This window comes from Erwinia wuhanensis (assembly GCF_030484085.1).
GTDB classification, from domain to species: domain Bacteria; phylum Pseudomonadota; class Gammaproteobacteria; order Enterobacterales; family Enterobacteriaceae; genus Erwinia; species Erwinia aeris.
In genome coordinates this window covers 96,781-119,674 of record NZ_JAUJUH010000005.1, presented here as the reverse complement: position 1 = coordinate 119,674, position 22,894 = coordinate 96,781, and the positions used below count along the sequence as shown (strand labels likewise).

The window sequence follows — 22,894 nt, the reverse complement described above, 5'->3', positions numbered from 1 at the left end:
CGTTGCGCCCGGTCGCGGCGTGGTGTTTTGCACTGTTTTAAACTGCGAAACGTTGCTTGACATCACAAAGAATTTACTTAAAGTTACGCGGTAATAATGCAAATGATAATCATTATTATACTTTTTATCGTTGTGGCTGGAGGCCGTTATGGAGACGCTTTGCGCTGATGCAGTTAAACCATCAGTTTCTCTCTCATCTGAGAGCTTTTTCTTCGCATCGTCGTGGAAAAGCTTTATCACCACTGGTCGCTTTGCCGAAATTACCTGTCCCGCCGCCGACGGCGACAACCTGCAGGGCGCTTTCCAGCAGCAGGTACGCAGCGCCTTTGCCGCAGCCAGGGCCAAAGGGATTATGCGCCCGGTGATGGTTGGCGCCATCCCCTTTGATACGCGCCAGCCTTCCGCGCTATTTATTCCTGAGCGTCATGAGGCATTCTCCCGCCAGCAGCAGCCAGAGTCGGCGCAGCAGGCGAGATCTGCCGTAGAGCCAGTAATTACCGCGCGCCAGAACATTCCTGAACAGGCTGAATTTATGGAGATGGTGGCGAAAGCAGCGGAAGCGACCGCCCAGCCTGGCCTGGATAAAGTGGTGCTCTCGCGTCTGATCGATATCACTACCGCCGAGCCGGTGCAGGCTACGGCGTTAATGGATCGCCTGATTGCGCTCAACCCTGGCAGCTATCACTTCCATGTTCCGCTGGCCGACGGCAGCACGCTGCTGGGCGCCAGCCCGGAGCTGCTGCTGCGTAAGTCGGGCGAAACCTACACTTCGCTGCCGCTGGCGGGCTCGGCCAGACGCGATCGCAGCGACAAAGCGCGCGATCTTGCGGTAGGCGAAAAGCTGATGTACTCGCAAAAAGATCGCTACGAGCACCGCCTGGTGACCAACGCCATGTACGACGTGCTGAAACCGCGCAGCCGCTCTCTGGCGGTGCCGGACAAGCCGGAGCTGATCACTACTTCGACGCTGTGGCACCTTGCTACCGCGATTGAAGGCAAAGCCGCAGCGGCTGAGGAAACGGCGCTGTCGCTCGCCTGCCTGCTGCATCCTACGCCCGCGCTGAGCGGTTATCCGCACGTTGCCGCTTGCGAGTGGATTGAAAAGCTGGAGCCGTTTAACCGCGAGCTGTTCGGCGGCATCGTCGGCTGGTGCGACGACGAAGGCAACGGCGAATGGGTGGTGACCATTCGCTGCGGCACGCTGGCCGGAAAAAACATTCGCCTGTTCGCCGGCGCGGGCATCGTTCCGGCCTCTTCGCCGGAATCGGAATGGCGCGAAACCGGCGTCAAGCTCAGCACCATGCTGCACGTATTTGGACTGCAATAAGGCTATTTTATGACGATTTCCTATTCCCGCTGGCCCGACGATTTTGCGGCCCGCTACCGTGAAAAAGGCTACTGGCTGGATCTGCCGCTAACGGATATTTTGACTCGCCATGCCGACAGCACGGAAACGGCGCTGATCGACGGCGACCGCGCATACAGCTACCGGCAGCTGGAGAGCGCCAGCACCCGTCTGGCGGCGGCCTTACAGCGTCGCGGCCTGAAGTGCGGCGATACCGCGCTGGTGCAGCTGGGCAACGTGGCCGAATTCTATATCGTGCTGTTTGCACTGCTGAAGCTCGGCGTGGCGCCGGTCAACGCGCTGTTCAGCCATCAGCGCCAGGAGCTGGACGCCTACGCCAGCCAGATTGAGCCTGCTTTGCTGATCGCCGATCGTCAGCACGCGCTGTTCGCCACCGACGACTATCTGCAACCGCTGCGCCAGCGCTATCCGTCGCTGCGTGAGGTGGTGCTGCGCAACGCTCGTGAGGACGATACCTCGCTTGCGGCCTTAATTGACGAGGCGCAAGGCGAGTTTGTCGCTGCGCCTTCCGCCGCTGACGAAGTCGCGTTTTTCCAGCTTTCCGGCGGCAGTACCGGCACGCCCAAGCTGATCCCGCGTACCCATAACGACTACTACTACAGCATCCGCCGCAGCGTGGAAGTCTGTTGCTTTAACGAAAAAACCCGCTATCTCTGCGCTTTGCCCGCCGCGCACAACTATCCGCTCAGTTCGCCGGGCGCCTTCGGCGTGTTTTATGGCGGCGGCCTGGTGGTGCTGGCAGGCGATCCGAGCGCCAACCTTTGTTTCCCGCTGATTGAAAAACACCAGATTACGGCGACGGCGCTGGTGCCGCCAGCGGTCAGCCTCTGGCTACAGGCGATTCAGGAGTGGGGCAGCAATCGGGCGCTTGGCTCGCTCCAGCTGTTGCAGGTTGGCGGCGCGCGCTTAAGCGAAGCGCTGGCGGCACGCATTCCGGCAGAAATTGGCTGCCGGCTGCAACAGGTCTTCGGCATGGCGGAAGGGCTGGTCAACTATACGCAGCTGACCGACGACGAGTGGCACATCTTCTCGACGCAGGGCACGCCGATGAGCCCGGACGATGAGGTCTGGGTCGCGGACGAGCAGGGCAATCCGCTGCCGCAGGGCGAAACCGGACGGCTGATGACGCGCGGCCCGTACACCTTCCGCGGCTATTACCGCAGCCCGGAGCACAACGCGCAGGCCTTTGACGCCAACGGCTTCTATTGTTCCGGCGACCTGGTCTCCATTACGCCGGACGGCTATATCTGCGTGCAGGGCCGCGAAAAAGATCAGATCAATCGCGGCGGCGAGAAAATTGCCGCTGAAGAGATCGAAAACCTGCTGTTACGCCACGAGGCCATTCTGCACGTTGCGCTGGTCTCAATGGAGGACAGCCTGCTGGGCGAAAAAAGCTGCGCCTTTATCGTGGGCAAACGTCCCGTGCGCGCCGTGGAGATCCGCCGCTATCTGCGCGAGCTTGGCGTGGCGGACTACAAGCTGCCCGATCGTATTGAAACCGTTGACGAACTGCCGCTGACGCCCGTCGGTAAAGTGGATAAAAAACGCCTGCGTCAACAGCTGGCCGCCAGCCAGACCAACTGAATTCCGGAGAAAAAATGACTATCCCTGCACTGAAAGCCTATGCGCTGCCTGCCGCCGCCGACCTGCCAGAAAACAAGGTCAAATGGACGTTTGAACCCGCCAGGGGCGCGCTGCTGATCCACGATATGCAGAACTATTTTATTAATTTCTGGGGCGAAGACTGCCCGATGATCAAACAGGTCATCAGCAATATCGCCGCGCTGCGTGAATACTGCCGCCAGAACGGCATTCCGGTTTACTACACGGCGCAGCCTAATCATCAAAGCGATAAAGACCGCGCGCTGCTGAACGATATGTGGGGGCCGGGGCTGAATAAACATCCGGAGCAGCAGAAAGTCGTAGCCGAACTGGCGCCGGAAGAGGGTGACGAAGTGCTGGTGAAATGGCGCTACAGCGCCTTCCATCGCTCGCCGCTGGAGCAGCACCTGAAAGAGACCGGCCGCGACCAGCTGATTATCTGCGGCGTGTACGCGCATATCGGCTGCCTGACCACTGCTATCGATGCCTTTATGCGGGATATCCAGCCCTTTATGGTGGCGGATGCGCTGGCTGACTTCAGCCGCGACGAGCACCTGATGGCGCTGAAATACACCGCCGGTCGCGCCGGGAAAGTGGTGCTGACGGAAGATCTGCTGCCGGTGCCGCTGAGCATGGCGCAGCTGCGCGCGCTGGTGCAGCCGATGCTGGATGAGGACGAAACGCCGGAAGAGGATGAGAACCTGATCGATTACGGCCTGGATTCGGTGCGCATGATGGCGCTGGCGGCGCGCTGGCGTAAAGTTTACGGCGATATCGATTTTGTGATGCTGGCGAAAGAACCGACGCTGGCGGCCTGGTGGCGTCTGCTGTCGCGGGAGCGCGCATGAACCTCGATTTTACCAATAAACATATTTGGGTAACCGGTGCCGGTAAAGGCATTGGCTATGCCACCGCGCTGGCCTTTCACGAGGCGGGCGCGACGGTAGTCGGGCTGGATCTCGCTTTCCCTCAGGCCGATTACCCGTTTCAGACCGTGGAGCTGAACGTGGCCGACGCGCAGCAGGTAAAAGCGGTATGCCAGCGGCTGCGGCCGGAAACGCCGCGACTGGACGTGCTGGTCAACGGCGCGGGCATTCTGCGGATGGGCGCGACGGATGAGCTGGACGTGGCGGACTGGGAAGCGGTGATGGCCGTCAACGTCGGCGGCGCGTTTAACCTGTTCCAGCAGACCATGCCGTGGTTCCGCGAGCAGCGCGGCGGCGCTATCGTCACCGTGGCGTCGGACGCTGCGCACTGTCCGCGCATCGGCATGTCGGCCTACGGCGCGTCGAAAGCGGCGCTGCGCAGCCTCAGCCTGACGGTTGGCCTGGAGCTGGCCTCTTTCGGCGTGCGCTGCAACCTGGTGTCGCCAGGCTCGACCGATACCGATATGCAGCGCACGCTGTGGAAAAGCCCGGATGCCGAACAGCAGCGCATTCGCGGCTTCGCGGAGCAGTTTAAAGTCGGTATTCCGCTGGGCAAAATCGCCCGGCCAGAGGAGGTCGCCAGTACCATCCTGTTCCTTGCGTCCGATCAAGCCAGCCATATCACGATGCAGGATATTGTGATCGACGGTGGCAGCACGCTGGGGGCGTAATGACAAAATCTATCTGGAAGCGCCAGCTGAGTCTGGATGAGCTTAACCGCATGGGCGACGGATCGATGGTCGCCCATCTGGGCATGACCTTTACGCTGCTGGAAGAGGCCAGGCTGGAGGCGACCATGCCGGTCGATGCCCGTACGCAGCAGCCTTTTGGCCTGCTGCACGGCGGCGCGTCGGTCGCGCTGGCGGAAACGTTAGGATCGATGGCCGGCTTTTTGACCAGCCAGGAAGGGCAGTGCGTGGTCGGCACGGAGATTAACGCCAGCCACCATCGCGCCGTGACCGGCGGCCTGGTGCGCGGCGTGTGTCAGCCGCTGCATCTTGGCAGAAGCCAGCAGGTCTGGGAAATCGCTATCTATGACGACAGGGACAGGCGCTGCTGTACCGCAAGATTGACCACGGCGCTGCTGGGCTAATTTTCGGCCCGCCGCCGCAAGACAGCACGTCGGGCCGCTTTACCTCTGATCATTCAGTTACATGGAGAGAATATGAACGCTACCTTCAGCCGTGGAAAAGGCTACCTGTTAACGCTGGCGCTGTTTGCCGCCGCGATCCCCGCCCACAGTGAAACCGCTGAACCGCTGCGCCAGCCCGTTGCCAAAGGCGCTTATGAAATGGCTTACAGCCCGTCGCAGCAGGCGCTGTATGTGGCAACCTCCGGCAGCCGCCAGCTGGATAAGGGCGGCGTGGTTTACCGCCTCGATCCGCAGACCCTGGCCATTACTCAGGCGATCCACAACGACCTCAAGCCCTTTGGTACGGCAATCAACAATAAAACCGACACGCTTTTTGTCGGCAACACGCTGGACAGCACGGTCACCGCGATCGATGTAAAAAGCGGTCAGGTAAAAGGACGTCTGGTGCTGGATGCGCGTCCGCGCAGCGAAAATTTCCGTCCGCTGGCGCCGCGTGAGCTGGCGGTAGATGAAAATACCAATACGGTTTATATCGGCGGCGTGGGCGAAGAGAGCCGCATCTGGGTGGTGGATGGCGATAAGCTGACGCTGCGCCATACGCTGGAGGGCTTAGGCAAGCACGCTACCGGCCTGACGCTGGACACCGCCGCGCACCGCCTTTACGCCACCGGCGGCGATAACGAACTCTTCACTTTCGACACCGCCAGCAACAAGCTGCTTGGCAAAGTGAAGCTGGCAGAGGGCGAGCACTTCTTTCTGAATATCAGCCTGGATCCGGCCACGCATCGCGCCTTTATCACCGACTCTAAGCAGCCTGAGCTGCTGGTGGTGAACACCGAAGACGGCAAGGTCATACAGAAGGTCGCCGTGCCAAAATCGCTGGCGGTGCTGTTTAATCCGCAGCGCAATGAAATTTATGTGACCCACCGTGAGGCGGGCGAAGTCAGCATTATTGACGGCAAAACCTATAAAGTTGTCAAAACCCTTAAGGCGCCAACCCATCCAAACAGCCTTGCGCTGTCGCCGGATGGTCAGACGTTGTATATCTCCGTTAAGCAGGCTTCTTCCCGCAAACAGGAAGCCGCCGCGCCTGACGAGGTGATGCGCGTCGCGCTGTAATCCGTTGCCCCGATCGCTGACGTCGGGGCTTTATCTTTACGTTTCCGTTCAAAAAGCGACCTTGTCAGTAATGATGGTTATGTTATATTGCTCATAACTACCATCACCAAGGATAAAGCTATGAGCGCCATTCCGGGTTCTTCAGGTATCGCGACGCTGGTAGGCACCCCGAAAGAGATCCAGGCCCGTTTAAATAAGTCTCAGGCCGATCGCGTATTGGCCATGACCTTTGTTCATCAACAGCCGGGCGTGGTCGAGACGTTAACGGAAAACATTATGAACATGACCGTTTCTTTGCTTGAGGTGCTGCGGGAGCGTCAGGAGCAGTCATCGCTGGAGCGACTGGCGGAAATCATGCTGCCGTCGGCGCCGGTCTCGCCAACGTTGCTGAAAGAAGCCGCTATGCTGATCCAGGCCCGTAAGGCCGTACTGGAAAGCGGAGACTGGCTGACGGCGGCAGAAGTGGCCGGGCTGGCCGGGTTCAGCGCGCGCAACCCCAGCGCGCAGCCGCATAAGTGGAAAAAACAGCAGCAGATTTTTACCATTCAGCATCACGGTATTGATTACTATCCTGCCTGGGCTCTGGCGGCGGACACCGGGTTCCGGCCCTGTAAGGCGCTGGCGGAAATCATAAAAATCTTCACCGATAGCAAGGACGGTTGGGGAATGGCCTACTGGTTTCGGGCCGACAACAGCGCCCTGGGCGGCAGGCGTCCGCAGGATTTGCTGCTCAGCAGCCCGGAACAGGTAATAGAAGCAGCGAAAGATGAGGTAGAAGGTGTTGAACATGGCTAGCTCTGCCGATGCTTTACTGCTTCCCGCTCCCACGGCAGAGCTTGCTGTTACCCTGACGCTCCTTAACGCCGGTGAAAAGCTACACCGTATCCATCTGGATAAATATCAAGCGACGCAGTTTAATCCGGGCCTTAAAGGCAACGCGCGATTCAGCCCCATTAAAGATGAGAAAGATCGCGCTATTCCCACGCTGTATGCCGGTACGACGTTTTCCTGCGCGCTGATGGAAACGCTGTTTCACGACGTTCCGCATACCGCCGGGTTCAAAAGCATGGACAAGGCAAAGTTTACCGGCCAGCAGCACTCGGTTATTGAGGTAACGGAAGCGCTGAGGCTGGTGGATTTACGCAGCCTGGCTTTACACAAGCTCGGCCTGAAGCGTAGCCAGCTAATCGATACCGAAAAAGATTGCTATCCGGCCACCCGAAAATGGGCCGAAGCTATTTATTGCCAGTGTCCGCAGGCGCAGGGATTGCTCTGGATATCCAGACAGGATGACGCGGCGCGCGCCATCGTGCTTTTTGGCGATCGCCTCGGCGTAAAAACGCTACGGCCCACGGGCGTTTCCCGTTCTCTGCTACAGGATCACGGCACCTGGTTTAAAGTGCTGGAGCTGGCAGAACGCATAGCGCTGACCATTGTGCCCGCACGGCATTAATCGGCTTCTTTCCTGTCTGCCATCCTGCTTTTGCTTTAAAATCGTCGCTGGTACAAATCTTGTCATCAATTGCCGTTAAAACTTGCCGTTTTAAAAAGGATGAATGCAATGAAAGAAAGATTTCCGCAAGGCTTTATGTGGGGCGGCGCGACCGCCGCGAATCAGGTAGAAGGCGCCTACAACGAGGATGGCAAAGGGCTTTCCATCGTGGACGCCATTCCCGGCGGCAAGTCCCGCCTGGCTATCGTTTCCTCGCCTGATTTTGATTTCACCCTCGACCCTTCCCGCTACACCTATCCCAACCATAAAGGCATCGATCACTATCACCGCTTCCGCGAGGATATCGCGCTGTTTAAGGAGATGGGCTTTAAGTGCTATCGCTTCTCCATTGCCTGGACCCGCATCTATCCAAACGGCGTTGAGCAGCAGCCCAACGAAGCGGGCCTGCGTCATTATGATGAGGTGATTGCTACCTGTCTTGCGCACGGCATCGAGCCGGTTATCACCCTTTCCCATTATGAAATGCCGCTGCATCTCGCCACCGAATTCGGCGGCTGGAAAAATCGTGAAATCATTGAGCATTTTGAACGCTTTGCCCGGACGGTGCTGGAACGCTACGGCCAGAAAGTAAAGTACTGGATGACCTTTAACGAGATCAACAGCGCGGTACATTTCCCGATGATGAGCCAGAGCCTGACGGTAAAAACCGGCGCGCTGGAGCCGCAGGCGAAATTTCAGGCGTGGCATAACCAGTTTGTCGCCAGCAGCATGGCGGTGAAAATCGCGCACGAAACCAATCCCGCCATTCAGATTGGCTGCATGATTATCTACGCTACCGCCTATGCCTTTGACTGTAACCCGCTTAACCAGCTGGCCACGCTGAAAGAGATGCAGTCGTTTAACTTCTACTGCGCCGACGTGCAGGCAAAGGGCGACTACCCTTATTACGCCAAAAGCCTGTGGAAATCGCTGGGCGTGACGCTGGATATCCAGCCGGGCGACATGGCGTTAATCAAAGCGCATACCGTGGATTACATCGGCTTCAGCTACTACATGTCCACCACCATCAATAAAACTGCGGAAGCGGAGTCCGCTCAGGGCAATCTGCTGGGCGGCGCGCGCAACCCGTTCCTGGAGGCCAGCGACTGGGGCTGGGAAATCGATCCTGTCGGCCTGCGCATCGGGCTGAATCAGCTCTACGATCGCTACCAGAAGCCGCTGTTTATTGTCGAAAACGGCCTGGGCGCCATTGATAAGCCGGATGAAAACTTCCGGGTGGAAGACGACTACCGCATCAACTATCTGCGCCAGCATATTGAAGCGATGGCGGAAGCGATTGACGACGGCGTCGAGCTGATGGGCTATACGCCGTGGGGCTGCATCGACCTGGTCAGCATGTCCACCGGCGAAATGAGTAAGCGCTACGGCTTTATCTATGTCGATCTGGACGACACTATCTCCGGCACCGGCAACCGCTATAAGAAAAAATCGTTCTACTGGTATCAGAAGGTGATTGCCAGCAACGGCAGCGATCTCAGCTAAGATCGGCCTGGCCGTTGGCCGTATCCAGCGGCCAGGAATCAAACAGATAGCCGTCAAAATCGAGATCGTCCACGTCGGAGAACTGCAGCAGGCGGTGCTTTACGTTTTCCAGATGCTGCCACATGGCCAGCTTCGCCGCGCGGGCATCCTTTTTAATCAGCGCCACGAGGATCTTTTTATGATCGCTCAGCCACTCTTTACGGTAGTGGGTGTTATCGAGGTGGCGGTGTAGCTGGCTCCACATGGTATTGTTTTCGCGCCACTGCCAGGACTGCTTAAACAGTTCGACCAGCATACTGTTGTGCGTCGCCTGGGCTATCGCCAGATGAAAGTTCATGTCGCCGTTTTCGGTTTCATTGACCGCGCCGGAAGCCAGCTCCTGCTCCTCCAGCTCCAGCGCCTGGCGCATTTTGCGGATATCGTCGCGCGTGGCCTGGATGGCCGCGAACCCGGCGATATTGCTTTCCAGCAGCTGCCGCGCCTGCAGCATTTCAAACGGGCCGGCGTCGTTACAGGCGCTTTCCGCCGCCGCAGGCGCCTGCGGCGTAGCGCGATCGGCCAGTACGAAAATCCCCGCGCCGCGCCGGACTTCAACCAGTCCTTCCAGCTCCAGCATGATCAGCGCTTCTCGCACCAGAGTTCGGGTCACGTTCAGCTTTTCGGCGATTTCACGTTCAGGCGGCAGACGCTCGCCGACGGCGTAAGGCTTTTGCGCGATCAGCTTACGAAGCATTTCGCCGACTTCCTGGTAGGGCCGCTGTTGAGAGGGAGTTAATTTCATCATGTTCTTTTAAGTTGCTGGGCTGACCGGTGTTATCACCGCCGTGAGCGGCTGACTATAGCATATTGATGGCAGCGGGCGGGCCAGCTGCGGGCAGCAATTGACCAGGCCGGACGACAAAGACTACGGCGCGAAACAGCGCGCCGCATTGTTGATGCAGATATCCCGCGCCATGCCGCCCGGCAGCCCATAAATCATTATCCTTAAACAGCAATGCTCACTCAGCAGGCACTAAAAAAAGGCGCGATGAACCGCAAGCTCCACGCCACGCACTTCCGCCAGGCCTTTCAGGCGGCCAATCGCCGAATAGCCGGGGTTGGTTTGTTTGTGCAAATCGTCCAGCATCTGGTGGCCATGATCGGGCCGCATCGGAATAAGATCTTCTTTGCCAGCCGTTTTACGCCGATGTTCCTCGTGGGCGATCGCTTTGACTACCGCATACATATCGACATCGCCCGCCAGGTGAGGGGCCTCGTGGAAGCTGGCGGGATTTTCTTCGCGTCGGGTGGCGCGCAGATGGGCAAAATAGATACGCGGGGCGAACTGTTCAAATATGGCGACCAGATCGTTATCGGCCCGCACGCCCAGCGACCCGGTACAGAAGGTAAAGCCGTTAGCCATGCTGCTGACCGTGTCGACCATCCACTGCCAGTCCTCAGCGTCAGAGACAATGCGCGGCAGACCGAGAATAGGGCGCGGCGGATCGTCCGGGTGCACCGCCATCCGCACGCCGACGGCTTCCGCTGCCGGAATAATATGGCGTAAAAAGTGGCTGAAATTTTCGCGCAGCCGGGCTTTATCGATAGCGGCATAGCGCCGAAGCTGCGCGCGCAGCCGATCCAGGGTATAGCCTTCTTCCGCGCCCGGCAGTCCGGCAATAATATTACGCACCAGACGAGCCTTGCTTTCCTCGCTCATGGTTATAAACCGCTCTCTGGCTTCGGCAATCTCCCTGGCGCTGTAATCCTGTTCTGCACCGGGCCGCTGTAAAAGATGCAGATCGAAAACGGCAAAGGCGATCTGATCGAAACGCAGCGCCTTTGCCCCGTCAGGTAAAGTCCAGCCCAGATCGGTGCGCGTCCAGTCCAGCACGGGCATAAAGTTGTAGCAAACAGTAGTGATGCCGCACGCGGCCAGGTTGCGAAGCGTTTGCTGATAATTTTCTATCCACCGCTCGCACTGCCCGCTACGGGTTTTGATCTCTTCATGAACGGGGACGCTTTCCACCACTGACCAGACCAGCCCGGCAGCTTCGATCAGCGTCTTTCGCTCGCGGATCGCCTCTTGTGACCACACCTCGCCGTTGGGAATAGCGTGCAGGGCGGTGACGATGCCCGTTGCGCCAGCCTGTCTCGCATCTGCCAGCGAGACGGGATCCTCGGGGCCATACCAGCGCCAGGTTTGTTCCATTTTCACCTCCATGCTCTTAGCTAAACGCGACGCGTGCCGCCACATGTTAACGGACAGCGCGGGCTGGCCGCACGGCGTCCCGCTCTGTTACGGGCAGAATTAGTTATCCGTATAAATAAGTCAACCAAAATGGATTATTTGGTTAACCTTATCACAAATATATTATCAGGCTGGCGACCGGGGTCGGGAACTGTGCTTCACTCCAGCTCGGATGCCAGTGCTGCTTTGCCGAAGTAAGTCCCTGCGGCAGCTTACCCTTGCGGGCTGTGGGCGCATCTGAGCTGATGCCTTGACGGTATCAGATCGATTGATAATCAGGACGACCTCGCCTTTAATTGGTTGACCAATATTGTGGCCAGGCGCAAAGCCAGGGCGGTGTCATTGAAAGGGAGAAGCAGATGAACCGCAGTTTAGAGCGACAAATAAGCGCAGCAGGTAGCAAACGTACCTTCCCCAATCTGCGATGGTGGGTACTCATCCTGTTTTTAACCGGCGTCACGGTTAACTATATCACCCGCAATTCATTAGCTATTCTGGCACCCGAGCTGAAAACCAGCCTGGGCATCACGACGGAACACTATTCCTGGATCGTGGGCGCTTTTCAACTGGCCTACACCCTGTTTCAGCCGGTTTGCGGCTGGCTTATTGACGTTATCGGGCTGAAAATCGGTTTCCTGATTTGCGCCACCGTCTGGGCGTTGACCTGTTTGCTCCATGCTGGCGCGGGCGGCTGGCTACAGCTGGCGATCCTGCGTTTTGTTATGGGCGGCGCAGAGGCGGCGGCCACGCCCGCCAATGCCAAAGTACTGGGCGAGTGGTTTCCTAAAAAAGAGCGGCCGATTGCGGCCGGCTGGGCTGGCGTGGGCTTTTCCATCGGCGCGATGCTGGCGCCACCCATTATCTATTTTGCGCACGCCGCCTTCGGCTGGCAGGGCGCTTTTCTGTTTACCGGTTTTCTGGCGATGGCGTGGGTTGGATTATGGGCGCTTTTTTATCACAATCCGGCCGACCATCCCAATCTGAGCGCAAAAGAGCTGGCCCTTATCCAGCAGGATAATGAACCGCCCGCCGTGAAACAGAGCTTGTTTCGCGCGCTGCGTTCGGTAGGCAAAAACAAGCGATTCTACGGGATAGCCATTCCGGCCTTTATGGCCGAACCGGCCTGGGGCGTATTAAGTTTTTGGGTGCCGCTCTATCTGGCAAACGATCTGGGTATGGATTTAAAGCAGATCGCCTTATTCGCTTGGCTGCCGTTTCTGGCCGCCGATCTGGGCAGCATAGCCAGCGGCTATCTGACGCGCCTCTATACGCGCCTGTTTGGCTTTACGCAGGTCAACGGCGTGGTCGCCAGCTCGATCACCGGCGCGTTTCTGATGGTATCGCTGGCGCTGGTAGCCGTTACCAAAGATCCCTATATCGCGATTGCCTTGATTTCCGTGGGCGGCTTCGGGCATCAGATTATCTCCTGCATGCTGAGCGCGCTGGTGGTGGAAAAGTTCGATAAAGGCGAAATGGCAACCGTAAACGGCATGCGAGGCTCTTGCGCGTGGATCGCCAGCTTTCTCTTTTCTCTGCTCATTGGCCTGACGGCGGACAAAATCGGCTTCAATCCGCTGTTTATCGCGATAGGATTTTTCGATCTGATCGGCGCACTGTTTCTGATCGCTTTTATTGCTGAACGCCGCGCCGCACGCGCCTGAAGGGAAGATAACGATGAAAACGCTTAAGCACTGGAGCCTGAACGCTTCGGACAAAAATAGTATTGAGCTCAGGGTGGATAACCGCCATCTGCTGTGCCTGTCGGTACTGGAACAGGCGCTAATCCGGGTCACGCTCAAACGGCATGGGCAGTTTGCTTTGGATCGTACCTGGAGCATTGCGCCGCAGGAGGATGTGCCCTGGGAAGGGCGGCCGCGTGAAAGCCTGGCGGGTTTCTCCCTGCCGGGCTACGCGCTGACGGAGCAGGATGACAGGCTGATTATCGCGACGGAGCAGCTGCGGGTGACGATTCATCAGCCGCTGTGGCTGGAATGGCACTATCGGAATAGCGGCGGAGAGTGGGTGTTTCTGGCCAGCGATCGCCCCAGCGGCGCTTACCTGCTTAACGCTCATGGCGACGGCGTGGCGCACTACCAGCGGCGGATGAATGACGATCGCTATTATGGGCTGGGAGAAAAAGCGGGCGATCTGCAACGTAACGGCAGGCGTTTTGAGATGCGCAATCTGGACGCTATGGGCTATAACGCCGCCTCGACCGATCCGCTTTATAAGCACGTGCCGTTTACGCTGACCCATCGGAGCGGGGCCAGTTTTGGGCTGTTTTACGACAACCTGAGCAGCAGCTGGTTTGATTTGGGGAACGAGCTGGATAATTATCATGCGCCCTATCGGCGCTGGCAGGCGGAAAGCGGCGATATCGATTACTACTTTTTTGCCGCCGCGCGGCTGGTCGACGTCACCAAAGCTTTTGTCCGGCTGACCGGAAAAACCTGCTTCGGGCCGAAATGGAGCCTGGGCTACAGCGGCTCTACCATGCACTACACGGACGCGCCGGATGCGCAGGCCCAGCTGTTAAATTTTATCCGGCTGTGCCAACAGCATGCGATCCCCTGCGACTCTTTCCAGCTCTCTTCCGGCTATACCTCGATTAATAACAAGCGCTATGTCTTTCACTGGAATCATGACAAGGTGCCGCAGCCGGAAGCGATGACCGGGGCTTTTCACCGGGCAGGCCTGCGGCTGGCGGCCAATATCAAACCTTGCCTGCTAAAGGATCATCCCTGCTATCAGGAGGTGGCGGAAAAGGGCTTCTTTATTCGTGATTCAGAAAGCGACGCGCCGGAACGCTCCGTGTTCTGGGACGATGAAGGTTCCCACCTCGATTTCACGCATCCTGGCGCCATCGCCTGGTGGCAGGAAAATCTTACCGGTCAGCTGCTGGCAAAAGGCATTGATGCCAGCTGGAACGACAACAATGAATATGAAATCTGGGATGGCGAGGCGCGCTGTTACGGCTTTGGAAAAGCGATAGCCATTAAGCATCTTCGTCCGGTCATGCCGCTGTTAATGATGCGGGCCTCAATGGAGGCGCAGCAGCGCTTCGCGCCGGATCAACGGCCTTTTCTGATCTCTCGTTCGGGCTGCGCCGGGATGCAGCGCTATGTACAGACCTGGAGCGGCGATAACCGCACCAGCTGGCAGTCGCTTCGTTACAACATCCGAATGGGCCTGGGGATGAGCCTTTCCGGCCTGTATAACGTGGGGCATGACGTGGGCGGTTTCGCTGGCGACAGGCCCGACGCGGAACTCTTTGTGCGCTGGGTGCAAAACGGCGTGATGCATCCTCGGTTTACAATTCACTCCTGGAACGATGACGGCACCGTCAACGAACCCTGGATGTATCCGGCCGTCACGCCAGCCGTGCGTGAAGCCATCGCCTTGCGTTATCGCCTGCTGCCTTATCTCTACACGTTGCTCTGGCAGGCTTATAGCGAAGACGAGCCAATGCTGCGGCCGACCTTCCTCGACCATGAGCATGATGCGCAGACCTTTGCGGAATGCGACGAGTTTATGCTGGGTCGCGACCTGCTGGTGGCCAGCGTGGTAGAGCCGGGGCAGCGCGAGCGGCGCCTGTGGCTGCCGGATAACCCGAACGGCTGGTACGACTTTTACACGCACCAGTGGTACAGCGGCGGCCAGTGGATCACGCTCGCCGCGCCGCTGGAAAAGCTGCCGCTGCTGGTACGTGCCGGAGCGGGGCTGCCGATAAGCGAGCGTTTACAGCATGTTGACGCCCGCGCCGACGATAGCCGGGAGCTGCTTCTGTTTCCGCAGAGGGGGATCGGCACCGCCAGCGGCTGTCTTTTTGAGGACGATGGCGAATCATGGGGTTATAAAGAAGGCCGGGCGCTGTTGCTGCACTGGGAGATGCGCTGCGAGGCGGATGCTGTACGGGTAAGCTTTTCCCGCCAGGGACAGTTTAAACCGGCATGGCGGCGGCTGGCTGTCTCGTTGCCCGCAGGCGAACGCCGCCGCCTGTTTATTAATGAGGTTGAACAGGCCGATGGGGGCAGAATAGCGGTGGCTGACATAGCACAAGAGGCTTGGCACCTGGCGGGCTGATACCGTAAATAGAGCGCCACGGCCAGTGTAAAATAGCCGTGGCGGTTGAACCCCCTACGCCTGAACTACAAAAGGAGCCTTTGCATTATATCCCGTGCATTTTTAAGCAAACAGCTTCAGCGCCGCTATCCGCTTCAGCGCTTCCGCCAGGGCTTCCTCGCTGGCGGTCAGGCTCAGGCGCACAAAACCTTCGCCGCCCGCGCCAAAGCCGTGTCCTGGCGCAACCAGTACCTGAGCGTCGCGCAGCAGCTTTTCGGTAAACTGTTGCGCGCTGAAACCCGCAGGCACGGGGAGCCAGAGGAAAAAGGTGCCCTGGCGCTCGTCGACCGGCCAGCGCATCGCGCGAAGCGCCTGGATAACCTTTTCGCGACGGCGATGATAAATGGCGGCAAAGTGCGTCACCTCGTTCTCCGGCAGATCCAACGCCGTCACGGCAGCGTCCTGCACCGCCCCGAACACCGTACTGTAGCTATGCGTATGCAGTTTTTTAAAAGCGCTGATAATCGAGGCGTTGCCCACGACAAAACCAAAACGCCAGCCTGCCATCAGGAAGGTTTTCGACAGCGTATAGATTTCCACACCCCACTGCTTTGCCTCTGGCCGGGCTAACAGGCTCAGCGGTTTTTCCCCAGCGCGCTGGCCAATGGCGGCATAGGCAAAATCATGCAGCAGCGGGATCTGCCAGCGTTGGACAAATTCCAGCGCCTCTGCAAACAGCCCAGGCGTGGCGATGGCACCGGTAGGGTTGTGCGGATAGTTCAGCATCAGCAGCCCGGCCTGACGCGCGATCTTTTCAGGCACTTCAGTAAAGTCAGGCAGGAACCGGCGCGCGGCATGAAGCGGGATACCATAAAATTCAGCCTGCGCCTGCACGGCGGCAGAGCGGTAAATGGGATAGCAGGGATCGGTTGAAATCAGATACTGGCCGGGGTTGAGTAAAGCTCGCGGCAGGCCCGTAACGCCAATGTGCGCGCCGTGAAAAACGGCGATCTCATGTTCAGGATCCAGCTCAACGCCGTACTGACGTTGATAAAAGCGGGCAATCGCCTGGCGCAGCGTAAATTTTCCCCAAAAAGAGGGATAGTCGTGGTTTTCGGGCCGTGCCGCAGCGGCTTGCAGGCTGGCCACCACGGCTGGCGGCGTGGGCTGTCGGGGACTGCCGGAAGAGAGATCGATGAGCGGACGCTGCAAGGACTCCACCTGGGCGGCCATTTTTTCGAGCGCGCTGAACAGATTCTCTTCTAATTCATTAACCAGCGCAGAGGGAGAAAATACCGGCATTATTATTCCGAACAGATAAAAGGAGGGTGCCACTATCGCACAGTGGGCCACGGCATAAAACAGCATCACGTCCCGGCAGTAAGCAATAAAACGGATAATCTTATTCGCCGAATGCAATAGCATAATCTGCATAACCTTAGCGTAATAAAGTCACAGGGACAGCCTTTTTTTGGCTTCTTACCGGCAATCGCTCTGTGATTTAATCGTTTTGATTATTTATACAGAGAGATGTTTTTTATGCGCAGGTTGCTAACGACAGGGTTGCTTTTTGTTTTATTTTCTTCGGTTTCACATGCGGACGATAAATTAATCCGTGTTGGTTTTAATCCGGGACCTTATAAAGAGCAGTTTCAGCAGGGCGTGGCGCCCTGGTTAATAAAGAAAGGCTACAGGATTGAATATAAAGATTTCAGCGATGGCATTCAGGTCAATGACGCGGTGAGCCGCGGCAATATCGAAGCCAATATCATGCAGCACCCGGTCTATCTTCAGTCGGTAAACGCGCGCCTGGGTATTGATAATGCAGGGATTGTGCAGGTGCCAACGCCGCCGATGGGGCTTTATTCCAGCAAAATTACCACGCTGGCAACGCCGAAGCCCGGCATGGTGATTTCAGTGCCTAACCAGGCGCCTAACGAATACCGCGCGGTGCTGGTGCTGCAAAGCTTAGGCTGGTTGAAAATCCGTCCCGACAGCGATCCGGCCACCTTTTCGCAAAAATTCATCAGCGAGAATCCTTATAAAATCGTACTGAAAGAGATGGATAACGCCCAGCAGGTTCGTGCGCTGCCGGACGTTGATTTCGGCCTGATCCAGGGGAACTTTGCCGTTTCCAGCGGAATGAAACTGGCTTCAGCGTTAAAGCTGGAGGCGCCAACCAGCCAGTTTATTAACGTGGTTACCGTTGCGGGAAAAAATAAAGAGGCGGCCTTTGCCAAAGATATTGTGGCTGGCTACCAGTCTGAAGCGTTTAAGAATTATATTCGCACGCACCATCAATATGATGGCTATCTGCTGCCTGACTATTTCAAATGAGCGAGGCGATAAGCGTTAACTCGGTCAGCAAAACCTTCTCCCGCAAGGGAGAGGTGCTGCTGGCGTTAGACAATGTCAGTCTGACTATTAATAAAGGCGAAATATTTGGAGTGATTGGTGCAAGCGGCGCGGGAAAAAGCACGCTGCTGCGCCTGCTTAATCACCTTGAAGTCCCCGACCGGGGAGAGGTGCTGATTAACGACGTTTCGCTGCAATCGCTCAATAAAAAAAAGCTCAGCGCGGTGAAGAAAGAGATTGGCATGATCTTTCAGCATTTTAATTTGCTGAATTCGCGCACGGTGTTTCATAACGTCGCTATCCCGCTGATTTTGCAGGGGCGGGATAAACAGTTTATTCGCCAGCGCGTGACGGAGCTGCTGGCTTTCGTCAACCTCAGCGATAAAGCGCAGCGCTATCCCAATGAGCTGTCGGGCGGGCAAAAACAGCGGGTTGGGATTGCCCGCGCGCTGGCGACCAATCCGTCAATATTGCTGTGTGACGAGGCGACATCGGCGCTCGATCCCCATACCACGGTGCAAATTCTGCTGCTGTTGCAGGAGATCAACCAGCGCTACGGCATCACCATTGTCCTGATCACCCACGAGATGTCGGTGGTGCAGAAAATCTGTCACAAGGTAGCGGTAATGGCGCATGGCCGCGTGGTGGAGCAGGGCAGCGTGCTGGATCTGTTTGGGCAGCCTCAGGACGCCGTCACCGCCAGTTTTGTGCAGTCAGCGATCCACGACCGCGTGCCGGAGCAAACCCTGAAGCGCATCAGAGAGCAAAGCCACAGCCGCGCGCTGCGGCTGGAGTTTATCGGCCAGACGGCGCAGCAGCCGATTATCAATCAGCTGATCCGGCAGTTTCCGGTAGAGGTGAATATTCTGTTTGCCAACATGTCCGAGGTTCAGAGGACCATTCTCGGTTTTATGATTGTGCAGATCAGCGGCGACGCGACGAATACTGACGCGGCCATTCGCTATCTCCATGATGCAGGGGTGAAAATCAGCGATGTTTGAATTTATCGATACCGCCGTCACCGGCGAACAGTTTCTGCTGGCGTTGCAGGATACGCTGGTGATGATCGGCGTTTCACTGGGGTTCGGATCGCTGCTTGGGATCCCGCTGGGCGTCGTGTTGGTGGTGTGCCGTCCCGGCGGTATTTTGCCTGATAGCCTGCTGCATCAGTTGCTGAATCCGCTGGTTAATATTCTGCGTTCGCTGCCTTTTATTATTTTATTGATCGTTATTTTGCCGCTGACGCGCTGGCTGGTCGGCACCACTATCGGTACGGCGGGCGCGATTGTGCCGCTGGTGGTGTTTATCGCGCCCTATATCGCCAGACTGGTGGAGAGTTCGCTACTGGAAGTCGACGAGGGCATTCTGGAGTCGGCCAACGCCATGGGCGCCAGCACCTGGCAAACCATCTGGCACTTTATGCTGCCGGAAGCGGCCTCCTCGCTGATCCTGGCGCTGACCACCGCCACTATCGGCCTGCTGGGCGCCACGGCCATGGCGGGCACCGTGGGCGGCGGCGGCATTGGCGATTTAGCCATCACCTACGGCTATCAGCGCTTTGACGCTTTCACCACGCTAACCACCGCGCTGGTGTTGATTGTAATCGTGCAGCTTCTACAGACTCTCGGCACGCGTCTGGCGCGTCGGGTGCGTCGTGAATAACCCCAGAGGGAAAATTATGCCAAAGGTAAGCCATATTGCCGATGCGGACAAAACCGCCGGGCCAGCTACGGAACATCAGCTTACCGTGACCCACTGGGGCACCTATCGCGTCACCACCAATAATGGCGTGTTGACCGCGCTTGAGCCGGTTGAGTGGGACAGACAGCCGTCAAAAATCGGCCTCTCGCTGCCGGGAGCCGTCCAGGGCAACAGCCGCGTAAAACGACCGGCAGTGCGGCTTGGCTATCTTCAGGGCAAACCGGCGAATCGGCAAGGTCGCGGTAAAGAGCCGTTTGTGGAAGTGAGCTGGGAACAGGCGCTGACGCTGGTCGCCGCCGAGCTAAAAAAGGTAAAAGAGCAGCACGGCAATCAGGCGATTTACGGCGGTTCATACGGCTGGTCAAGCGCGGGTCGTTTCCATCACGCCCAGAGCCAGCTGCACCGGTTTTTAAATCAGTTTGGCGGCTATACCGCCAGTACCAACACTTACAGCATCGCCGCCGGCGAGCGCGTGCTGCCGCATATTCTGGGCGATCTCGACGAGCTTCAGCGTCAGCATACGCACTGGGCGCAGCTGGCGCAGCACTGTGAGCTGTTTGTCGCCATTGGCGGCCTGCCGCAGCGCAACGCGCAGGTTAACGGCGGCGGCGCCAACGAACATGCGCTCGGCTACTGGCTGCAAACGCTGAGCGACAACGGCTGCAAATTTATCAACGTCAGCCCGGTGCGTAACGATCTGGCTACCCTGCCGGATGCCGAATGGCTGGCGATCCGGCCCGGCAGCGATACCGCGCTGCTGCTGGCGATCTGTCAGGTGCTTATTGAAGAAGATCTCTTTCAGCACGATTTTGTCGCACGCTATACGGTAGGTTTCGATCGCTATGCGGCTTATCTACGGGGCGAGCAGGAGGGGGAAGCCAAAACCCCAGAGTGGGCCGCGCCGATCACCGGTCTGGACGCCGCCACCATTCGCCAGCTGGCGCGGCAAATGGCGCAGAAAAAGACGCTGATCAATATGGCATGGTCGGTTCAGCGCGCCCGGCAGGGCGAGCAGGCCTATTGGGCTTTAGTTGCCGTTACCGCGCTGTTGGGACAGATTGGCACCCCCGGCGGCGGCATCGGGTTTGGCTATGCTTCCACCAATCTGGCGGGCGCCGATCGGCGGCGATTTTCCGGCCCGCGCCTCTCGAAAGGGGAGAACGCTGTCAGTACGCGCATTCCCGTCGCGCGCATCGCCGATATGCTGCTGCATCCTGGTAAGGACTTTGAGTTTGACGGTAAGACGCTGACCTACCCCGATATTCGTTTAATCTACTGGGCCGGCGGCAATACTTTTCATCATCATCAGGATCTTAATCGCCTGATTGAGGGATGGCGGCGGCCGGACACGGTGATCGTTCATGAACAATACTGGACGGCACAGGCAAAATTCGCCGATATCGTGCTGCCCGCCACCACTTCGCTGGAGCGGGAGGATATCGGCAGCGCCAGCAACGACGGCTTTATGATCGCCATGCGCCAGCACCTGCCGCCGTTTGCCGAGGCGCGGGATGATTATACGATTTTCAGTGAGCTTGCCGCGAAGCTGGGCTTCGACAGCGCCTTTACCGAAGGGCGCAGCGTACGTGACTGGCTGGCAAAGATTTATGACGACTCACGCCCACGTGCGGCGGAAGAGGGCATTACCCTGCCGGATTTTGCCACGTTCTGGGCGCTGGGCAAGCTTGAGTATGCGCGCCCCAACGAGCCACAGGTGCTGCTTAAGGCTTTTCGTGACGATCCCGATGCCGCGCCGTTGACCACGCCCTCGGGAAAGATCGAGCTGTTTTCTGCCTCGGTGGCCGCCTGGGGTTACGAGGAAGCGCCGGGACATGCTTACTGGCACGAGCCGGAGCAGGCGGCGCAGTGCGAGGAAAAACGGCGCTGGCCGCTGCATCTGCTCTCCAGCCAGCCGCGTACGCGCTTACACAGCCAGTACGATCATGGGCTGATCAGCCAGCAGAGCAAGATCAAAGGGCGTGAGCCGCTGTGGATGCATCCGCAGGACGCGGCCGCGCGCGGCGTTCAGGATCGCGATATCGTCAAAGTCTGGAACGATCGCGGCGCGCTGCTGGCTGGGGTGAGAGTAACGGCAGATATCCTGCCGGGCGTTGTGCAGATAGCCACGGGCGCCTGGTACGATCCGCTGGATCCTACCCAATCACACTCGCTGGATAAGCAGGGTAATCCCAACGTATTAACCGTCGATATCGGCAGTTCACGGTTAGGGCAGGGATGCAGCGCGCAAACCTGTTTCGTTGAAATTGAGCGCTTTGATTTACCGCTGCCGGAAATAACCGCCTGGCAGCCGCCGCATTTTGTCGCCGGCTTTTGCATATCGAAAGAAAGATAACTTCGTAGTACAGCCCTGAGCGAAATGGCAAGGTAAAACCTTCTCTATAAGCAGGGCGAAACAAAATGAGTACAGCGCAACAGCTCTCCCTGCCGGTGATTGATCTTTCTCAATTAAATGGCGATCCCCGGCAGCGTCAGGACTTTCTGGAAACTTTAAATTATGCCGCTCGTGAAGTCGGATTCTTTTATCTGATCGGTCACGGTATTTCTCCGCAGCTGTTAACGGATGTACAACGCGTTTCCCGCCAGTTCTTTGCGCTGACGGAGCAGGAAAAGCTGGGCGTGAAAATGGCGAACTCTCCGCATTTTCGCGGCTATAACCGTGCGGGTGCCGAAATCACCCGCAGCCAGCCGGACTACCGTGAGCAGTTTGATATCGGCGCGGAACGCCCGGCCATTGGAAATCCTGACGCGCCCTGGCAACGCTTGCAGGGGCCGAATCAGTGGCCAGAGAGCCTGCCTGAACTGCGCAGCCTGCTAACGCGCTGGCAGCAGGAGATGACCGGCGTGGCGCTGGCGCTGCTGCGCGCGTTTGCCGAAGCGCTGTCGCTACCGCGCCATGCTTTTGACGACTTATATGGCGAGTACCCTAACGAGCACGTCAAACTGATCCGCTATCCTGGCCGTGCGGAGGGCGAATCCCGGCAGGGCGTCGGCGCGCATAAAGATTCCGGCTTTTTAACGCTGCTGTTGCAGGACGACCAGGCCGGCTTACAGGTGGAAGTGACGCCGGATAACTGGGTAGATGCCGCGCCGCTGCCCGGATCTTTCGTGGTCAACATCGGCGAACTGCTGGAGCTGGCGACCAATGGCTATCTGCGTGCGACCGTACACCGCGTGGTCTCGCCGCAGGCTGAACGCGAACGCCTCTCGGTGGCCTTTTTCCTCGGCGCGCAGCTTGACGCGGTGGTGCCGGTTTATCAGCTCTCTCCGTCACTGGCGAAATTTGCCCAGGGACCGACCAGCGATCCGTTAAATCCCTTATTACGCGAGGTGGGCTGGAATTATTTAAAAGGCCGCCTTCGCTCGCATCCTGAAGTCGCTGACCGTTTCTATTCCGACTATCTGAATCACGAAAAACACCCATAAA

Annotated in this window: 19 protein-coding genes; 16 read left to right on the top strand and 3 right to left on the bottom strand. The window is 57.9% G+C overall.

Features of this window, described 5'->3' with window-relative positions; all coding sequences use genetic code 11:
* Positions 1 to 148 precede the first annotated feature (148 nt).
* From QZH36_RS13440 to QZH36_RS13400, 9 genes are all read left to right on the top strand, one after another.
* Positions 149 to 1,327: an isochorismate synthase gene (locus QZH36_RS13440; RefSeq protein ID WP_301730436.1), complete on the top strand. Its 1,179-nt coding sequence runs from the start codon at positions 149 to 151 to the stop codon at positions 1,325 to 1,327.
* Positions 1,328 to 1,336: 9 nt separating this feature from the next.
* Entirely contained in the window at positions 1,337 to 2,950 is a 1,614-nt protein-coding gene (locus QZH36_RS13435; RefSeq protein WP_301251064.1) for a (2,3-dihydroxybenzoyl)adenylate synthase, read from the top strand.
* 14 nt (positions 2,951 to 2,964) lie between these two features.
* Complete coding sequence (locus QZH36_RS13430; protein WP_253460234.1) at positions 2,965 to 3,816, top strand: isochorismatase; 852 nt, start codon at positions 2,965 to 2,967, stop codon at positions 3,814 to 3,816.
* Positions 3,813 to 4,565, top strand: a complete 753-nt coding sequence (dhbA, locus tag QZH36_RS13425) for a 2,3-dihydro-2,3-dihydroxybenzoate dehydrogenase (RefSeq protein WP_301730435.1) — start codon at positions 3,813 to 3,815, stop codon at positions 4,563 to 4,565. Before QZH36_RS13430 ends, dhbA begins: the two co-directional genes overlap by 4 nt.
* Positions 4,565 to 4,987 carry a hotdog fold thioesterase gene (locus QZH36_RS13420; protein ID WP_253460240.1) on the top strand — a complete coding sequence of 141 codons (423 nt, stop codon included), beginning with the start codon at positions 4,565 to 4,567 and terminating at the stop codon, positions 4,985 to 4,987. The genes dhbA and QZH36_RS13420 overlap by 1 nt, the downstream gene beginning before the upstream one ends.
* Positions 4,988 to 5,059: 72 nt before the next feature.
* The gene (gene yncE / locus QZH36_RS13415; protein ID WP_301730433.1) at positions 5,060 to 6,106 is read left to right on the top strand and encodes a 7-bladed beta-propeller protein YncE; all 1,047 of its coding nucleotides are present in this window, start codon (positions 5,060 to 5,062) and stop codon (positions 6,104 to 6,106) included.
* 120 nt (positions 6,107 to 6,226) lie between these two features.
* Complete coding sequence (locus QZH36_RS13410; RefSeq protein WP_301730432.1) at positions 6,227 to 6,901, top strand: antitoxin Xre/MbcA/ParS toxin-binding domain-containing protein; 675 nt, start codon at positions 6,227 to 6,229, stop codon at positions 6,899 to 6,901.
* Positions 6,894 to 7,559: an RES family NAD+ phosphorylase gene (locus QZH36_RS13405; RefSeq protein ID WP_253460248.1), complete on the top strand. Its 666-nt coding sequence runs from the start codon at positions 6,894 to 6,896 to the stop codon at positions 7,557 to 7,559. The genes QZH36_RS13410 and QZH36_RS13405 overlap by 8 nt, the downstream gene beginning before the upstream one ends.
* A 108-nt stretch (positions 7,560 to 7,667) precedes the next feature.
* Positions 7,668 to 9,101, top strand: a complete 1,434-nt coding sequence (locus QZH36_RS13400) for a glycoside hydrolase family 1 protein (RefSeq protein ID WP_301730431.1) — start codon at positions 7,668 to 7,670, stop codon at positions 9,099 to 9,101.
* Here the strand turns inward: QZH36_RS13400 and uxuR are convergent.
* Positions 9,094 to 9,882, bottom strand: a complete 789-nt coding sequence (gene uxuR, locus QZH36_RS13395; protein WP_301251161.1) for a Uxu operon transcriptional regulator — start codon at positions 9,880 to 9,882, stop codon at positions 9,094 to 9,096. The two genes, QZH36_RS13400 and uxuR, sit on opposite strands and share 8 nt — an antisense overlap.
* A gap of 231 nt (positions 9,883 to 10,113) precedes the next feature.
* Positions 10,114 to 11,292 (bottom strand): mannonate dehydratase, encoded by a 1,179-nt coding sequence (gene uxuA / locus QZH36_RS13390; RefSeq protein ID WP_301730430.1) that lies wholly within the window; start codon positions 11,290 to 11,292, stop codon positions 10,114 to 10,116.
* Positions 11,293 to 11,690: 398 nt separating this feature from the next.
* On the opposite strand from uxuA, the gene QZH36_RS13385 reads away from it, so the two are divergent.
* Positions 11,691 to 12,992, top strand: a complete 1,302-nt coding sequence (locus tag QZH36_RS13385; protein ID WP_301730429.1) for an MFS transporter — start codon at positions 11,691 to 11,693, stop codon at positions 12,990 to 12,992.
* 13 nt (positions 12,993 to 13,005) lie between these two features.
* The gene (locus QZH36_RS13380; RefSeq protein ID WP_301730428.1) at positions 13,006 to 15,414 is read left to right on the top strand and encodes a glycoside hydrolase family 31 protein; all 2,409 of its coding nucleotides are present in this window, start codon (positions 13,006 to 13,008) and stop codon (positions 15,412 to 15,414) included.
* 102 nt (positions 15,415 to 15,516) lie between these two features.
* On the opposite strand, the gene QZH36_RS13375 is transcribed toward QZH36_RS13380, so the two are convergent.
* Entirely contained in the window at positions 15,517 to 16,695 is a 1,179-nt protein-coding gene (locus QZH36_RS13375) for an aminotransferase class I/II-fold pyridoxal phosphate-dependent enzyme (protein WP_301730427.1), read from the bottom strand.
* Between the two features lie 237 nt (positions 16,696 to 16,932).
* Here QZH36_RS13375 and QZH36_RS13370 point away from each other — a divergent pair, with 237 nt between their 5' ends.
* The 5 genes from QZH36_RS13370 (at position 16,933) to QZH36_RS13350 (ending at position 22,893) form a co-directional block, all read left to right on the top strand.
* Positions 16,933 to 17,730: a MetQ/NlpA family ABC transporter substrate-binding protein gene (locus QZH36_RS13370; protein ID WP_301251055.1), complete on the top strand. Its 798-nt coding sequence runs from the start codon at positions 16,933 to 16,935 to the stop codon at positions 17,728 to 17,730.
* Positions 17,727 to 18,749, top strand: coding sequence for a methionine ABC transporter ATP-binding protein (locus QZH36_RS13365; protein ID WP_301251053.1), 1,023 nt, complete (start codon positions 17,727 to 17,729; stop codon positions 18,747 to 18,749). The genes QZH36_RS13370 and QZH36_RS13365 overlap by 4 nt, the downstream gene beginning before the upstream one ends.
* On the top strand, positions 18,742 to 19,410 hold the full coding sequence (locus tag QZH36_RS13360) for a methionine ABC transporter permease (RefSeq protein ID WP_301251051.1): 669 nt from the start codon (positions 18,742 to 18,744) through the stop codon (positions 19,408 to 19,410). The genes QZH36_RS13365 and QZH36_RS13360 overlap by 8 nt, the downstream gene beginning before the upstream one ends.
* 16 nt (positions 19,411 to 19,426) lie before the next feature.
* Complete coding sequence (locus QZH36_RS13355; RefSeq protein WP_301251049.1) at positions 19,427 to 21,802, top strand: molybdopterin-dependent oxidoreductase; 2,376 nt, start codon at positions 19,427 to 19,429, stop codon at positions 21,800 to 21,802.
* A gap of 65 nt (positions 21,803 to 21,867) precedes the next feature.
* Positions 21,868 to 22,893, top strand: coding sequence for an isopenicillin N synthase family dioxygenase (locus tag QZH36_RS13350; protein WP_301251047.1), 1,026 nt, complete (start codon positions 21,868 to 21,870; stop codon positions 22,891 to 22,893).
* Position 22,894: the final 1 nt, after the last annotated feature.